Here is a 14,091-nt window from a genome sequence, read left to right on the forward strand (position 1 = left end):
CTCGCACGGCAGCTCGGCGGCCGGCAGTTCGCCTACGCGCTCCTTTTCCTCCGCCAGCCGCAGGGCCAGGTACCGCATCCGCCGCACGTTGGTGGGGTCGCCGAACTCGCCCTCGCGCGCAAGATGGCTCTGCCCCGTGGCCGCCGCGGCAACCACCGACCGCACCTGCTCGATCTCTTCCGCCGCCAGCCGCCCCAGGCCTGGCAGCTCCAGCCGGGGCGCGCGCTCCTGCACCAGCACCTGGCGGGCGAAGGAGATGAACATGGAGCACGCCTCGGGGCACGGCACCCGTTCTCCCTCGGCCTCCCCTTCCGTCGGAAGCGCGAGCGGCGTTTCCGTGTCCACGTCCCACGCCACCCGCCGCAGGCACACCTCGTCGCCGCAGCAGGCGCGGACCGTGTTCCGCACCACCGGCGCGGGCAGCAGCTTCACCGCGCCGTACATGCCGGTCTGCCGCGCCGCCACCTCGTTCCAATGCGTCACCCGCAACGTGGATTGCCGCCCCGCGTGCCAGTGCATCGCGCAGGCCGGGTACAGGTAGTCCAGCGCCGTCCACAGCGCCCGCGCGTCCAGGTCCACCAGCGCCCAGCCCTGCCGCAGGTTGGGCGACGTCTTCAGCGGGCGGTGGTCTCCCGAGTTGGTCGTCTGGCCGATCCCGATGGCGGCGTACGGGTCTGCCGTCACCGTTTCCAGCGACTCCAGCGAACGCCGCACGTCTCGAACGTGGCGGATCTCGTATCGTCCGTCGCCCATATGAAGGAGGCGCACCTGCAGGAAGACGCGCCCCGCCGGCTCCTCGTTCACCCACGCCACCAGCGCCTCGCGCGCGGCGGCCATCCCGCCCGGCGCGTGCGATCCGCGCACCTCGCGCGCGTCAGACACCCGCGGCCTCGGTCACCCGAACGCCTTCGGGCACCTGCGCCCCCGCCTCTCGCGCGCGCTGCAGCACGATCTCGGCGATCTCGGGAAAGGTGCCCACCGGCGCGGCGTAGAAGATCACCCTGCCGTCCTTTTCCGTCACCGTGGTCACCGCCGGACGGTTGATCCCCAGGTCGTCGGGAATGGTTTCCTGCGTGTGCCACCCCTCCGCGACGAAGAAGGGCACGAGCACTACGGTGTCTTCCTCCATCCCGTCCAGCACGGCGCCGACTTCCGGCTCCTGGTCCAGAAAGCCCGTCTTCACGTGGCCGAACACCCCCGCCTCGCCGGCCTGGCGGCTGACGCGGTAGATGACCTCCGACGAGTTGCTGTTCCGCTCCGTCCCGTGGCCAATGATGATGAGCCCCGCCCGGCGCGCCCGCTCCGCATCCAGCCCCGCCGTCTCTTCGGCGCGGCGCAGGATCATTTCCGCCATGGACGGGTGGGTACCCACCGGGCCGGTGTAGTGGATGGTCTTCCCCAGCTTGCGGGTGACGGACGGGGCCGGGCCGGAAAGCCCCAGCTCGCGCGGGATCACCTCTTCGGTGAAGTAGCCCTCGGAGATGAAGAGGGGTACCACGTACACCTCGTCGGCCTCCACCAGGTCGAACACCTCGCGCATGGAGGGCTCTTCCTTCCAGAAGCACTCGCGCACCTCGTCGAACACCCCGGTGCGGCGGATGGCCGCGGCGTGGGCGTAGACGGGCGCGCTGCTCTCGGCGTTCAGGTGCGAGCCGTGGCCGATGATGATCAAAGCCTGCAACGTGTTGCTCCTTCGACAGTCGTTGTGCAACGGGCGAAGATGCAGGGGCGGCGCGGCGCGGGCAAGGGACGCGCGTCAGCGCTCGACGTCCGCGAGAGCGGTCGGTTCGTCGCGGACGTCGGGGGGCAGGCTGAAGACGGGAAGGCGAAGGCCGCGGTGGATGGCGAGGAAGCGCAGCAGGGCGATGGCCACCATCCCCGTGATCGCCGCGTGCGCGCGCGGCGCACCGATGGCCTCCAGCGCCAGGTACAGCCCGATGCCGGCCATGGCCGCGGTGGCGTACAGGTCCATCGCGGGACGCAGGATCAGCGGGATCTCGTTCGTCAGGACGTCGCGAACCATGCCGCCCGCCGTTCCCGTGATGGCGCCCATCATCACCACCAGCGGCGCGGAGAGCCCCGCATCCTGCGCCACCTGCGCGCCCGCGATGGCGAACAGCGCGAGCCCGAGCGCGTCGGCGATCAGCAGCGTGTTGTGCGGCGGGCGAAAGCGCCTCGTCCACGCCACGGTGGCGAGCGAAGCCACGGTGATGACCACGATGTAGGCCGGATCGGCGATCCAGAAGATGGGGTGCCGGTCCAGCAGCAGGTCGCGCACGGTGCCCCCGCCCACCGCGGTCACCACCGCGATCACCACCACGCCCAGCAGGTCCAGGCTCTTGCGCCCCGCCGCCAGCGCGCCGCTGATGGCGAACACGAACACGCCGAGCAGGTCCAGGTAGTAGGGGATCACCGTTCGTCCGCCCGTGGAGGAAAGCTGCGTCGCGCGGGAGATGATAACGGCTTCGCGGCCATCCGCCATCCCGCCGTTCCGGCCAGTCCGCTTCTTGCTCCAGCGGGGCGGGCGCGAAACATTCCCGCACCCTCTCTGCCGCATTCACCCCGGCCGCACCCGTCCAATGCCGATCCGCTGCTTGCCGTTCGTTCTCGCCCTGCTGGCCTTCGCGGCTCCCTCCGCCGCGCAGCGGGCGGCGCGTGGACTCGTTCCCGGCGACGAGGTGCGGGTGCGCGCGCCGTCCGCGGCCCCGGGCGTCATCCGGGGCGAGGTGCTGCGGTACCAGGGCGATACGCTGGCCCTGCGCCAGGCCGGGACGGGGCGGGAGTTCGCGATTCACGTGGACAGCATCCGCGGGATGGCGCAGAACCTGGGATTCGACCGGCGCCGCTCCACCATCCGCGGCGCGCGGCTGGGCCTGTTCCTGGGCGCCGCGGCGGGCGGGGTGGCGGGCCCCTTCGTGGCCATGGAGGGGACTGACGAGGACTTCGGCACGAACGCGGCACTGGTGTTGGCCGGTGGGGCGCTCGCCGGCACGGGGCTTGGCGCGCTGGGCGGGGCGGTGTTCGCGCGCGACTACTGGCAGTCGTACGGCATGCCGATCCGCCGGGCGCGGGTCACGCTGTCGACGGACCGGGTGGGCATCTCCATCCCCGTTCGCTGACCGCGCTATCCCGCCGAACCCGGGTCGGTGCGGACGATCATCACCCCCGCCAGCGTGAGCGCCGCGCCCATCAGCGCCAGGGCCGAGGGGCGCTCGTTCAGCAGCACGGCGCCGGCCATCAGCGCCACCACGGGGGTGAGGTTGCTGTAGATGGCGGTGCGCGTGTTCCCGATCCGCTCCACCCCGCGATACCAGATCAGGTACGCCAGGCCGATGGCGAACGTGGCCGAAAAGAGCATGCCGCCCCACGCCCGCCCGTCCACCGCGCCCCAGTCCTGGCGCGACAGGGCCGGGCTTCCCGCCACCACCAGCCCCACGGCCCCCACCCACAGCGTCCATGCCGTCGTGCGGATGCTGCCGTACTTCCGCACGATGGGCCGCGCGCCCACGGTGTAGCACGCCCAGGCGGCCGACGCGGTCACCAGGATGGCGTTGCCGACCAGCGCCTCGCGCCCTTCCACCCGCAGCGTCGCCCCGCTGACCAGCGCCACGCCCAGGATGGAGAGCGACGCGCCGCCCCAGGTGCGCGGCCCCGGCTTCTCGTGCCCGGTGAGCATGGAGAGGAACGCCGTCATGATGGGCGTAAGCGCCAGCATCAGGCTGGCGTGCCCCGCCTGGGTGCGGTCCAGCCCCAGGATGAAGCACATCTTGTGGATGCCCGCATACTCACAGCGATTTATCGGGTTGAAGGTGAAACGCCGGACTTTTCACCGGATAACGGGTTGCCCATCCTGCCGAGGATTCTACGGTCGTCGCTGGGCATCAGGTGGGCATACGTTCTGTCCACCTCGTCCGCCGTGTTGCCCATGAGCCGGGCGATGTCGCGACTCGCTACGCCTTCTTGGGCGAGCCACGACGCGAACGTGTGCCGCAGGCTGTGGAGTGTGAGCGCGTCGCCCTCCCGCCCGTACCGAAGCCCCACCGCCTCGAAACCCGACTGGGCGCTGTCGCGCAGGGTCCAGTAGCCGAGCGGCTTGTCGGCGCGGGACGTACGGAAGAAGTAGCGGCGACCGGCGTAGCCGCTTTCCCGGTGCTCCACCAGCAGCGGGTATAGGTCTTCGTGCACCGGCACCGTGCGGACGCTGTTGGGGTTCTTGGTGTCCCATCCGTGCTCGCCTTCCCTACTCTGCACGTGGATCACGGAAGCGGCTGCAGAGTCCCCGAGCACCATGTCGATGTCGGTGCGCAGGTGCGTCAGCTCGCGAGCCCGAAGGCCGGCGAGCGTGCACGTAGCCAGGGCGGCGCACAGCGGATGGCCCCGGTGCTTGCGGATCAGCACGGCGAACTCTTCGTGCGAAAGGAAGCTGTGTCGCGTGGTCTTCCGGTCGGCGGGCGTAACCTCTTTCCAGGGGTTCGCGACGAGCCGCGGCGTGAAGCCGTGCATGCGCGATGCTTCGGCTTCTACCGACAGCGCACGCCGCCACAGGAACGTCGCCACGTCGTACGCCGAACGCTGGCTGTTGGGCGACCACACCCGCGGGGGGTTCTGGGGGTGCCGGGTCGGCTTGGGCGAGTAGAGGAAATCGCGGCACTCGGCAATCGTGATCGTGTGCAGCTCGCGTTCGGGGCCGAAGAACCGCAACAGGGCGCGGGTTCCACGCTCGTAGACCTCCTTGGTGCCGCCTGACCGCGTAGCACCCTTCTCAGCCACGACGGATTCTGCCAGCGCCGCGAGCGACAGGTCCGGCAACGGCACGATGGCGGGGCTGTCCGCCGCCTCGCTATCCACCGGGGCAGGGTTCAGCGCGACGCGCAGGGAATCCACGTCGCCCGCGGCCTCGGCCACCTGGCGCACCGTCAGCGTCCCGGCGCGCACTGCCTCCACCACGTCGAACGCCTCAAGGTCCAGCAACGTGTCCAGCGCGCGCGCCAGCTTCGCCCCCTCTGCCCGCTTCTTGGTGCCGAGGCTGATGTCGATGCGACCGCCGCGCAGCCCTTTGCGGCGACGCTCGTAGCCGAGGTAGCCGTCCCGGCGTTCCTTGATGCTCATGCGGCTTTCGCCTTCTTCGTGCGGCGTTCCATGAAGGAATCGATGGACTCAGGGCTGAACCGCCACTCGGGACGCTTTGCGCCAGCCCGGCTCACGTCGGTCGCCTCAATCTCTCCGTCCTCCAACAGCGCAAGGACGTGCTCGTTGCTGACAGGCACCGCGCCACCGATCCGCTTGGCGGCTTCGGATGTGGATATGCCGTTGTAGCGCGCCCGTTCCTGCTCGATGGTCCTCATGCCGACACCTGCTGAGGGGCGTCCACGTCACCGAGGGGATCGTCGGCGCTGCGCTGTACCTCCACCGTCTCGTCGGGGTCGGCAAGGAGGTCGGCCCACACGCGGACTCGATCAGTCGTTACCTCCGCGGCCGGGACGATTCCGTTCCAGCCGGTCCACTCCGGGTCGTTGGTACGCTTGAATTGAAATCTCCCCTCAATCAGCGCCCACACCAGGCCGGCGTTCTCTGGCCGCTGCGCCGGATCCGGCACCTCACGCGCGCGCTTCACGGTCACGGTGGGCATGGGGTACGCCTCGGCGGCGCGCTGCTCGGGTGGCGTCAGGTTGCCAAAGGCCACGCGCCGCACCCCGTCCGCGAACGCCTTCTGCTCGTGCGCCGTCACCACGGCCTCTACGTCGGCGAGGATGGCGTCCACGCGAGCAAGCGCACGGGGATGGTCCTCCAGCAGACCGGCGTTCGCCATGATCCGCTCCCGCAGCTGCTCTTTGATCTTCGGGTCCATCATCGGCCATGCTCCGCGTTGTAGGCGTCGGGCAGATCGTCGCACGTGGGACAATCACCCGCGTCTGGGAGATGGCGACCGCACGTCCGGCAGAAGAAGTCCAGCACGGCGCGGCGGTGTGCGTCACTGGGCAGTTTCAGCAGGCGGGCGACGGCCGATTCGCCCATGCGCTTCACCGGGTCCACCCACATGCCGTTGCGGTAGAGGCTGCCCTTCAGGTCCACGGGTCCAAGCAGCGGCTCGCATGAGAGGAAGCGTACGGCGGCGGGCACGGCCAGCAGGTGCGCGATCCGCTCGTCCGCGCGCTGCTGATCTTCCACGGTGCACCCGGCCCACACGTTCGCGGGCCAGTCGCCTTCCCAGCCGGACGCCTGCGCCAGCCGCACCATGTTCTCGGGACGCTTGGTGAGTAGTAGCCAGTCCAGCTCCGGCGTGGCCTGGATCAACGCGAACAGCCGCGCGCGCGGCGCCACCAGGTCGGGGCGGTCCTCGAACACGTCGGCCAGCGACGCGCAGAACACGCGGGGGCGCACGTGCACCTTGTCCAACGCCCACGCGGTCGTGCGGTTACCAGCCGCCAATCGGTTCCACGCGAGCGGCTTTCGCCAGTTGGCGTCGCTGGTGACGTGGCGGGCACCCTTCGGCCCCCACAATTCGTTGCCGCCCGCGCGCTGGACGCGGACGTACGTATTCGTGTGCTCCGCATAGCAGTTCACGCAGCCGGGGCTCACCCGCTGGCAACCGATCCACGGATTGAACGTGTGATCGCACCACTCGATTTTCGTATTCGCTCCCATGGGTTCAGCCCTCCACGCGGCGGAAGGTGATCGCCCACACCCACGGCATCGCACCCCAGCCGTAGCCGCGCGCGCCGTTGATGCTGTCCCACAGGCCACGGAACGCCGGGATGATCCCCGCGCAGGCCGTGTGCTGGACGCCGGGGTGAATGTCGCACAGCGGCGCCGCGCCTTCCGCCGTCGCATCGGCCATGTTGATGTCGTTCACCCGCTCCACCCGTACGTCCACGATTTCCAGCACCAGGCGGCACGCCCAGCGGGGCATGTGGATGGAGGGGCGCCACGCCTTGAGGAAGCGCGCGCAGTAGTCGTTGCGGTCGTACTCGGACTCGCCCGGAATCGGCGCTCGCTGGCGCGGCACCCCGGACAGGTAGTCTGCCGGTCGACCAATCTCCGCCGTAGCTCCGTCGGCGCGGTAGGCTAGGCGGTGGCTCCGGACCGCAGGCTCACGGGAGTTCCAGACGCTGCCTCGATAGCCCCACGCCTCGCGCACCCACAACCGGTTGCCGATCCGCCCATAGGGGCACAGCATCGCGCGACCGGGGTTGATGCCGTCCGCGTCGTACCAGATCGCCCCGTCCATTGCGGGGTCCATACCGGCGGTGACGCCCCCCAGCCCTTCCACCACACGGTGGATTGGCTGCGGCCGCACCACGCGCCGGGTCTGTGTCTTCCGCCCGTCGAGGATCGCCCGCACCATCGCATCCGAGAACAGGATGGGGCGCTCCCGCACGGCAGTTTCGGCGGCGCGCATCAGCCCACCTCCACAGCAGAAGCGGCGGGCGCGGCGACCTCATGGCCTGGGCACCCCTCGCGATCGCTCCACCCCTCGCAGCGCGGACCCACCGGCAGGTACAGCACACCGTTCCCAAGCAGGTCCAGCAGCGCGCTCCGCACCTTGCGGCCGTCCTTCAAGTCGCGGCCTTCATCGTCCACGAGCCCCAACCTACCGAGCTCGCGGTCCGTCCTCATCAGCGCGCCTTTCACATCGAGGCGCATGTGCGTGGTCTTGAACGCCATCGGTTTCTCACCCCCTCCCCACATCGTGTATTGGAAGCCCGCAGGTACGGGCGCCTCTTTGCTCTTCTCTGCCGTCGTGGGCGGGTCCACCCTCACCACGGGTGCCGCGCTTGACCGGCTCCGCTTCGTCGTCGTGGGGAGCGGTGGCGGTTCTGGTTCGGCGGGCGGCGCGGACTTGGGTTGCCGCCGGAATGTCGTGTTGACGATCGGCGTCCCGTCCACGGTGAAGCGGTCGCGCGGCTCGTCCAGCAGGTCCGGGCGGTGCACCTGGCCATCGTCGGCCTCCCGCTCCCGCCGGGCCGCGTCGATGCGTGCGGCCTCGCGCCTGCGGCTCGCCTCCATCTCGGCTTGCAGTTGCTCCCTCGTCAGGCCGGGCGTCCCGGCGATCCGCACGCGCTCCATCGGTTCAGGCCGCGAGACGGCGGCGGGCGCGGGCCTCGCAGAGCCCGCCCACCCGGTCCGTACCGAACCGGAAGCAGAGGGCATCGAATCTGCGCTCGGCCTTCCACAGCCCGCCCGCGCTCGCCCCGCCCCTCTCGAGCGCGTCATCATCCAACAGCCCGCCCAACACGATGCCTCTCCGATCAAGGCGGAAGTTCCCCGCATGGCCGGCCAGGCATCGGCAGTGCGTGGCCGGATCGTGGTAGTCCTCCGCGACCCATCGGCCGGATGCGTGAGCGATGCGCTGTTGCGCCCGACGCGGGAGGGCGTCGATGAACTTCCCGATCATCCCCATGATCCTCAGCCCTCCCCGACGACAGAAGAGGTGCGAATCAAGACGGCGATGTGGTAGGCGTCCCCGGCATTCGGCACGGACTCAATCGCACGGGCGGACGTGTATCCCACGCGGCTCTCCACGACTTCGCCACTGGCCCGCTCGCGTGTGCTTCCATCTTCGAAGGGCTCGGCGTGGTTCACGATGATGTGAGCCCAGTACTCGTTCTTGCTGGTGCGGGTCACCTGAATGGCGCCCCCGGGGAACTCGATGATGTGCTCGGCCGGTTCCGGCTTCTTATTCGGGTCGCCCAGCAGCTCGATCCGGCGCGGCGCCTTGTTGATCGGGTAGTTCTTCGCGGTCTCGGCCATTCCCTCAGCCCTCCTGTTGGGCGTTCAACTCAGTAAGCGTGATCTCCACCCGTGGGCGGTCGCGGTCCACCTGCACCGCCGTCCGCCCTGCGTGGATGTCCCTGTCGTTCTCTACCAGTCCCGCATCTGCGATCCCGTCCCGTGCTGCCTTGAGGGCTGCAGCTGCGTTGTCGTCATCGGGGGTGCGGGCGTCGGGCATGTAGACCACCGCCGTCATCGTCGCACCCTCCCACCTCGGCACCCGCCCTACCAGCCGGACCGCGTTCGCCGCGAGCGCCCGGTACGCTTTCACCGCCGCCGACTTCTTCCGCCAGTGCGCCCGTGCGTTCGGGCTCAGTTCCTTGGGCGGCAACGGGAGCGTCACCACGAGCGCCGCGCCGTCCCACCTGGCCGCCGCTTCAGCCCCGTGCCGCGCCAGCTTCCGCGCCACCCGCCCCGTGCCCTTGCCGTCGCGCGGCGCCTCTCGGCACGGGTCGCACTGCAGCCCTCTCGCGGGACGCTCCCGGCAGACCACGCACACCGGCACCGCGGGGGTCGGCGGGACGGGCTGGCCGCCCCGCCCACGCGTCACGCGATGACGGCCAGGTCTTCCACCCCGGCGTCCTTCAGCCGGTCGGAGAGCCACGTGTCGATGTTGCCGATAGCTTCGAGCTGCCACGCCCCGCCGTCCGCCTCGAACAGCGCCGCCGCCATCCCGTCGCCCTGCTCCTTGAGCCGCAGGAAGAAGTTGGATTCGGGCTGCGCCACTTCGGGGAACGTGCGGAAGGGCACCAGGGCGAGCCGCGTCGGGGCAACCGTCGTCCTCGTGAGGACTGCGCCCTTCCGAACCTCCACCTGCTGGGACACGCCGTCGTCCATGAACTCGGCTTCGTTGATGGACTTCACGCCGCCCAGCAGCTGCACCAGCCCGGCGCGGTCTGCCGCGTCCTCGAACAGCGCCTGCGTGGCGATGATGACCACCTCGGTTGAGGCGAACGCCCCGAACCGGAACTGCTGGAAGGCGGCGAAGCGGTCGAAGTGCTCCGCGACGATGTAGGTGTGCCGCTGCTGGTGATGGCCGGTCAGCCTCCCGCGAAGCTCCACCCGGCCGGGGTTCACCACGTGCAGAACGCACTCGTTCAGGGGGAGCGTGTCGCGGTTCGCCTCGATGTAGTCGGTCAGCCCCGTCAGCGTGTGCACCGTCAGCGCCGCCGGCGCGGGGTCCTTCGGCGGTGCGACGTACTGCAACGTTGTCGTGCTGAACGTGAGTCCATCGATTTCCACGATGCGCGGCTCGGCCGCGAGGGCCTGCTGCGCGAGGTCGGCGACGTTCTTGACGGCGGTCCCGTCCAGTGAAGTGCTCATTGATCGGCGTTCCTTTGACGTTGGAGTTGGCGATCAGCTCGCGGCAGGCGGGCGGATCGGGTGGACGCTGGCCGCCTGCGGCATGGCCTCGTACTGGATTCGGTCGTACGCGACGGCCACCGTCTCGCCGTCCCTGCGCTCCTTGCCGATGAACACGACACCGCCCTGCGGCTTCATGCCCGCCAGCTTCGCGGCGACCTTGTACTCGATCGACGCCGCCGTGCGGTCCTCCGTGGGCTTCAGCTTCACCGTCAGCACCACGGCACGCGCGGCCTTCGGATCGGCGTTCGGGTCCAGGCAGTCCGCGAGGGCGCGTTCCAGCTCGGCGTTGAACTGCTCCACCGCGCCGCCCCGCCCGAGCGTTTCCAGCGTGACTTCCTTTTCTTCGGCTTGCACCTGCCCTCCGTCGTGGGAGGTTGATCGCGACGCGCCCGGCTGGCCCGTCACTTCCCTTCGTCCTGCCCGAACGCTTTCCCCGTCGCCGCTTCGATGGCTTCGACCACGGCCCTCGCGACGCGCGGCTGCTCCTTGATGGACTGCCAGTTCTCGCGGACGAACTCCTTGAGGTTGTGAGCCTTCCGGTTGACGCGGATCTCGGCCATGTCGCCAACGCGGGGGCCGACCGTCCGCACGTACTCCAGCATGGCTTCGTGCTCGCCAACGGGCGCTACGGGTGCGGTGGCCGGCGCGGGCGCGGGCGCAGCCTGGCGCGGCAGGTACTCGGCAGGGATCGCGGGCGGGTCCCACCGGAACGACGTGCCCTCGCGCGTCTTGCCGCGGAACCGGCCATCGTCGTGCACCCGCCCGAACGTTTCCTCCAACTCGTAGAGGTAGCGCCCGATTCCCCACTGGACTGCCGCGCGCTTCATCGCTGCCGACAGCCCGCCCTTCACGCCTTCCACGTCCGTGTTCTCCGCGCCGTCCCACTTCGTCACCCACTCGCCGCGCGTGGCCGTCACCTCGCCCGTGCCCGGCGCCACCACGTCGCGCGACACGTAGATGGAGATGCCGCAGACCACGCCGCCGTCCGGCCCTGGCTGGAACTCGTTGCGCCAGTTCTCCGGTCCGACCACCTCGTCAAGCCGCTGCTGGATCGCGCGGTTCGTCAGGTACGCCACGGCGATGCACCACACGCGACCCTGTTTCTCCCCTGCCGTCTGGACGCGCCACTCGATTGCGTCCTCGGGGAAGAAGTCCTGCAGCGCCTTGAAGTCGATGGGCATCAGCGCACCCGCAGGTGGTAGCCGCGGTCGCCAAGCGTGGCGAACGACAAGTCGGCGCCGGACTCCAGCGCGGCGCGAATGTCGTCGCTCTTGGGGCGGTACGTGGTCAGTGCCTCGCGGAACTGCTCCGGCAACTCCTCCGTGGGCACGTGCAGAACCAGCGGCGTCTTGCCGCCGTTGGCGCAGACCGCGAAGCGGAACAAGTTGCCGCCGATGGCCTTGTGCCCGCGCTCGCGCATGTACGCCAGCAGCCGCTCTTTCAACTGCTTCACACGGTTGAGCTCGGCGGCGGCCCGGTTGCGGAGCCGGTCCGCTTCGGCCGTCTTGGCTGCGGCCCGCGCCTCCAACTCCCCGATGACCTTACCGTAGCCGTCCAGCTTCACGGCCCGTGCGTCGCCAAGTTCGGCCATCCATGCGTCCACCGCCGCGGCCACGTCCTCGTCGCTCACATCGCCGCCCACATCGAACAGGAGTTCGGCCAGGGCGCTTTCGTCGGCGTCGATCTCGTAAAGGGTGCTCACTGGACGGGCTCCGGCGCGGTCGGGATGAACTCGCCACCGCTCTTCTCCGCAGGGGAGAGGGCGTCGAACTGCTCACGCGTGATGGCGGGCGGGTTGATCGTGGTGCTCACTTGAATCCGTTCTCGGGAGAGCTTACGTTTCCGGCTCGCGGGCGGCGGCTCTCCTGGTCATCGCCGTTCCGCGTCCCCGGCCCGTCCAGCGCGCTCACGCTGGCGGGCCTCTTCTCTTGTTCAGCCCAGGTCCAGGGCCTTGGCGATCTGCTCTGCGGCCTGCGGGTCCAGCACCTTCCCGCGGCACCACCACCGGACCAGCACGTCGGCCGTCAGGCACAGGCCGATCACCAGCCCCGCCATCATTCCCAGCCATACAGCGAACACGGCATCGAGCGTCATCGGGGGTTGCTCCTGTTCAGGCGGCGAGGGGATAGGTCGTGGTCGCGGCTGCGTGGGCGACGATCCACGAGCCCACGAGTTCGGCTACCTGGGGGACGACGGCGTTTCCGTATCCTCGGGAGGCGTTTGGCCCACCCGAGTCGCACCAATCGGGCGGAAAGCCCATCGTCCACCGGGACAAGCTGGGGGTCAGGAAACAACCGAACTCGTCCGCCAGGCGAGCGGCGAAGCTCCCCCCGGAGCCGCCAGTCTGAAACCCGTGCGATTGATTGCGCCTGAGCTGCCGCCGCAGTGATTCCAGGGAGTACCGGGCGCGCGTATCGTCCGACGCAGTGGGGGTAGGCCACAATGAAAAGCCGCTCTCGGAGATGCGGGGCACCAAGGAAGCACGCGGGTATAACATCCCACTCCGCATCATACCCGAGCGCGGCCAAGTCCCCGAGAACGGTTCCGAGCCCCCGAACAACGAGTGCTGCCACGTTCTCCACGAGCACGTATCGGGGTCGAACAGTCCGAATGGCTGCTGCATAGTTCTTCCAGAGGCCCGAGCGGGTACCCACCATGCCAGCACCAGCGCCGGCCAAGCTGATGTCTTGGCATGGAAAGCCGCCGCAGAGCACATCAACGGATTCCACTGCCGTGAAGTCGATTTGGGTGATGTCCCCATGGTTCGGCACGCCCGGCCAATGCTTCGCCAGTACCCGAACGGCGTAGGGGTCAATCTCCGACTGCCACACCACGCGCATCCCGGCGCGCTCCAAACCCAGGTCCATGCCGCCGATACCCGAGAACAGCGACCCCACGGTCAGCGTCGGCGCGGCCTTGGCGTTCACGCGGCCTCCAGCACCTGCTCGTCCACCGCCGCATGCACTCGCGCGTGCACCCTGGCGATCTCCCGTGCGTCCAGCTGGCCGGACCGCGCGCCGATCACCTGGTCCCCGTAGCGCACCACCCACAGCGATCCTTCGTGCTGGCTCGTGTATCCCAGCGGCACCCACTCGTCCACCATGTCGGGCTCCGGGTACGGCTCGCCGACGTACGGGTACGTGCGGTACAGCGACGTCCACTCGCCGCCCGGATCGTCGTACGTCACCACGAACACGGCCCGCGGGTAGACGCGGCGGAAGGCGTCGGCCCAGCGCTCGGCCAGGTTCTGACCGCAGGGACGCGACATGCGGCCGCACGCGTACTTCATCGCCTGCGCGGCTTCGAGGTCGTGCGGGACGGCGGGGTCCACGCGGAGCACGCGGTAGCGCTGGATACGGAGCGTCATCGGCCCGCTCCCGTGCTGGAGCCGTACGGGTTACTCACCCCGCCTGACTCGGTGCGTGCGTTCGACGGCGCGGGCGAGCCGCGGGGGAACCTCGAAGCCGGCCGCGAAGTGCTCGACACTCCGCTTCACGCTGCGCCGTATTCCGTCAACCTCCGGTGCGAACTGCCGCCGCCGACGCGCTAACACACGCTCGTTCACGATGCCACCTCCGCGGCTTCACGGACGGGGCTCAACCCCCAGGAGACGGGGCACGGGTTCGCCATCCAATCACGGACGGCCTGCTTGATCTCCTCCGGGTCCACGCCCAGTTCAGCCCAGAACGTGACGGGGCCGACGGCGTGGCGGCGGGTGTGGCAGGCGCGGCAAAGCGGCACCGTGTCCGCGTCGGTGCTGTCCTGCGGCTCGTGGTGTGGGTCGGTCGGGCAGTCGGGCGTCGCGTCCTGGCCGCACCCGATGCAGGGGAGCGAGCGGCAGGCGTCAGCCTGCGGCCCGAACTTCACGACCCGCTTCTCCGCCGCCCGCTCGTCGTTGCGCGGGTTCAGCTTCGCCCGCTTCTTGGGGGCGGCGTGCTTCTCGGCGCGGCTGGG

22 protein-coding genes are annotated in these 14,091 nt (G+C 69.6%); 1 reads left to right on the forward strand and 21 read right to left on the reverse strand.

Annotated features, from left to right (window positions below):
• The 3 genes from VIB55_RS20020 to VIB55_RS20030 all read right to left on the reverse strand — a co-directional run.
• Positions 1–882 (reverse strand): DR2241 family protein (locus tag VIB55_RS20020; RefSeq protein WP_331878439.1); only part of this gene is annotated, 882 nt, incomplete at its 3' end.
• Complete coding sequence (locus VIB55_RS20025; RefSeq protein ID WP_331878440.1) at positions 875–1,681, reverse strand: CbiX/SirB N-terminal domain-containing protein; 807 nt, start codon at positions 1,679–1,681, stop codon at positions 875–877. The genes VIB55_RS20020 and VIB55_RS20025, both read right to left, overlap by 8 nt.
• 75 nt (positions 1,682–1,756) lie before the next feature.
• Positions 1,757–2,482 carry a trimeric intracellular cation channel family protein gene (locus tag VIB55_RS20030; RefSeq protein WP_331878441.1) on the reverse strand — a complete coding sequence of 242 codons (726 nt, stop codon included), beginning with the start codon at positions 2,480–2,482 and terminating at the stop codon, positions 1,757–1,759.
• A gap of 97 nt (positions 2,483–2,579) precedes the next feature.
• Here VIB55_RS20030 and VIB55_RS20035 point away from each other — a divergent pair, with 97 nt between their 5' ends.
• On the forward strand, positions 2,580–3,119 hold the full coding sequence (locus VIB55_RS20035; protein WP_331878442.1) for a hypothetical protein: 540 nt from the start codon (positions 2,580–2,582) through the stop codon (positions 3,117–3,119).
• Between the two features lie 5 nt (positions 3,120–3,124).
• On the opposite strand, the gene VIB55_RS20040 is transcribed toward VIB55_RS20035, so the two are convergent.
• The 18 genes from VIB55_RS20040 to VIB55_RS20120 form a co-directional block, all read right to left on the reverse strand.
• A complete protein-coding gene (locus VIB55_RS20040) occupies positions 3,125–3,766 on the reverse strand; it encodes a DMT family transporter (RefSeq protein ID WP_331878443.1) in 642 nt (213 codons plus the stop codon).
• Between the two features lie 29 nt (positions 3,767–3,795).
• Positions 3,796–5,109: a tyrosine-type recombinase/integrase gene (locus VIB55_RS20045; RefSeq protein ID WP_331878444.1), complete on the reverse strand. Its 1,314-nt coding sequence runs from the start codon at positions 5,107–5,109 to the stop codon at positions 3,796–3,798.
• On the reverse strand, positions 5,106–5,345 hold the full coding sequence (locus VIB55_RS20050) for a hypothetical protein (protein WP_331878445.1): 240 nt from the start codon (positions 5,343–5,345) through the stop codon (positions 5,106–5,108). Before VIB55_RS20050 ends, VIB55_RS20045 begins: the two co-directional genes overlap by 4 nt.
• Positions 5,342–5,851: a hypothetical protein gene (locus VIB55_RS20055; protein ID WP_331878446.1), complete on the reverse strand. Its 510-nt coding sequence runs from the start codon at positions 5,849–5,851 to the stop codon at positions 5,342–5,344. Before VIB55_RS20055 ends, VIB55_RS20050 begins: the two co-directional genes overlap by 4 nt.
• Positions 5,848–6,645: a DUF5131 family protein gene (locus VIB55_RS20060; RefSeq protein WP_331878447.1), complete on the reverse strand. Its 798-nt coding sequence runs from the start codon at positions 6,643–6,645 to the stop codon at positions 5,848–5,850. The genes VIB55_RS20055 and VIB55_RS20060 overlap by 4 nt, the downstream gene beginning before the upstream one ends.
• A 4-nt stretch (positions 6,646–6,649) precedes the next feature.
• Positions 6,650–7,399 carry a hypothetical protein gene (locus VIB55_RS20065; RefSeq protein ID WP_331878448.1) on the reverse strand — a complete coding sequence of 250 codons (750 nt, stop codon included), beginning with the start codon at positions 7,397–7,399 and terminating at the stop codon, positions 6,650–6,652.
• Positions 7,399–8,058 carry a hypothetical protein gene (locus VIB55_RS20070; protein WP_331878449.1) on the reverse strand — a complete coding sequence of 220 codons (660 nt, stop codon included), beginning with the start codon at positions 8,056–8,058 and terminating at the stop codon, positions 7,399–7,401. Before VIB55_RS20070 ends, VIB55_RS20065 begins: the two co-directional genes overlap by 1 nt.
• 13 nt (positions 8,059–8,071) lie before the next feature.
• Positions 8,072–8,395: a hypothetical protein gene (locus tag VIB55_RS20075; protein ID WP_331878450.1), complete on the reverse strand. Its 324-nt coding sequence runs from the start codon at positions 8,393–8,395 to the stop codon at positions 8,072–8,074.
• Positions 8,396–8,406: 11 nt separating this feature from the next.
• Positions 8,407–8,751: a hypothetical protein gene (locus tag VIB55_RS20080; RefSeq protein ID WP_331878451.1), complete on the reverse strand. Its 345-nt coding sequence runs from the start codon at positions 8,749–8,751 to the stop codon at positions 8,407–8,409.
• 4 nt (positions 8,752–8,755) lie between these two features.
• Complete coding sequence (locus VIB55_RS20085; protein WP_331878452.1) at positions 8,756–9,322, reverse strand: hypothetical protein; 567 nt, start codon at positions 9,320–9,322, stop codon at positions 8,756–8,758.
• Positions 9,319–10,095, reverse strand: a complete 777-nt coding sequence (locus VIB55_RS20090; RefSeq protein ID WP_331878453.1) for a hypothetical protein — start codon at positions 10,093–10,095, stop codon at positions 9,319–9,321. Before VIB55_RS20090 ends, VIB55_RS20085 begins: the two co-directional genes overlap by 4 nt.
• Positions 10,096–10,128: 33 nt before the next feature.
• Positions 10,129–10,491 carry a hypothetical protein gene (locus VIB55_RS20095; RefSeq protein ID WP_331878454.1) on the reverse strand — a complete coding sequence of 121 codons (363 nt, stop codon included), beginning with the start codon at positions 10,489–10,491 and terminating at the stop codon, positions 10,129–10,131.
• A 47-nt stretch (positions 10,492–10,538) separates the two neighbouring features.
• On the reverse strand, positions 10,539–11,318 hold the full coding sequence (locus tag VIB55_RS20100; protein ID WP_331878455.1) for a Rad52/Rad22 family DNA repair protein: 780 nt from the start codon (positions 11,316–11,318) through the stop codon (positions 10,539–10,541).
• Positions 11,318–11,839, reverse strand: coding sequence for a siphovirus Gp157 family protein (locus VIB55_RS20105; RefSeq protein WP_331878456.1), 522 nt, complete (start codon positions 11,837–11,839; stop codon positions 11,318–11,320). Before VIB55_RS20105 ends, VIB55_RS20100 begins: the two co-directional genes overlap by 1 nt.
• A 230-nt stretch (positions 11,840–12,069) precedes the next feature.
• Positions 12,070–12,231 (reverse strand): hypothetical protein, encoded by a 162-nt coding sequence (locus VIB55_RS20110; protein ID WP_331878457.1) that lies wholly within the window; start codon positions 12,229–12,231, stop codon positions 12,070–12,072.
• Positions 12,228–13,004: a DNA (cytosine-5-)-methyltransferase gene (dcm, locus tag VIB55_RS25555; protein WP_414682049.1), complete on the reverse strand. Its 777-nt coding sequence runs from the start codon at positions 13,002–13,004 to the stop codon at positions 12,228–12,230. Before dcm ends, VIB55_RS20110 begins: the two co-directional genes overlap by 4 nt.
• Positions 13,005–13,060: 56 nt before the next feature.
• The gene (locus tag VIB55_RS20115) at positions 13,061–13,504 is read right to left on the reverse strand and encodes a hypothetical protein (RefSeq protein WP_331878458.1); all 444 of its coding nucleotides are present in this window, start codon (positions 13,502–13,504) and stop codon (positions 13,061–13,063) included.
• Positions 13,505–13,698: 194 nt separating this feature from the next.
• A partial coding sequence (locus tag VIB55_RS20120; RefSeq protein ID WP_331878459.1) for a hypothetical protein occupies positions 13,699–14,091 on the reverse strand: 393 nt, incomplete at its 5' end.

Source organism: Longimicrobium sp. (assembly GCF_036554565.1).
Taxonomy (GTDB): Bacteria; Gemmatimonadota; Gemmatimonadetes; order Longimicrobiales; family Longimicrobiaceae; genus Longimicrobium.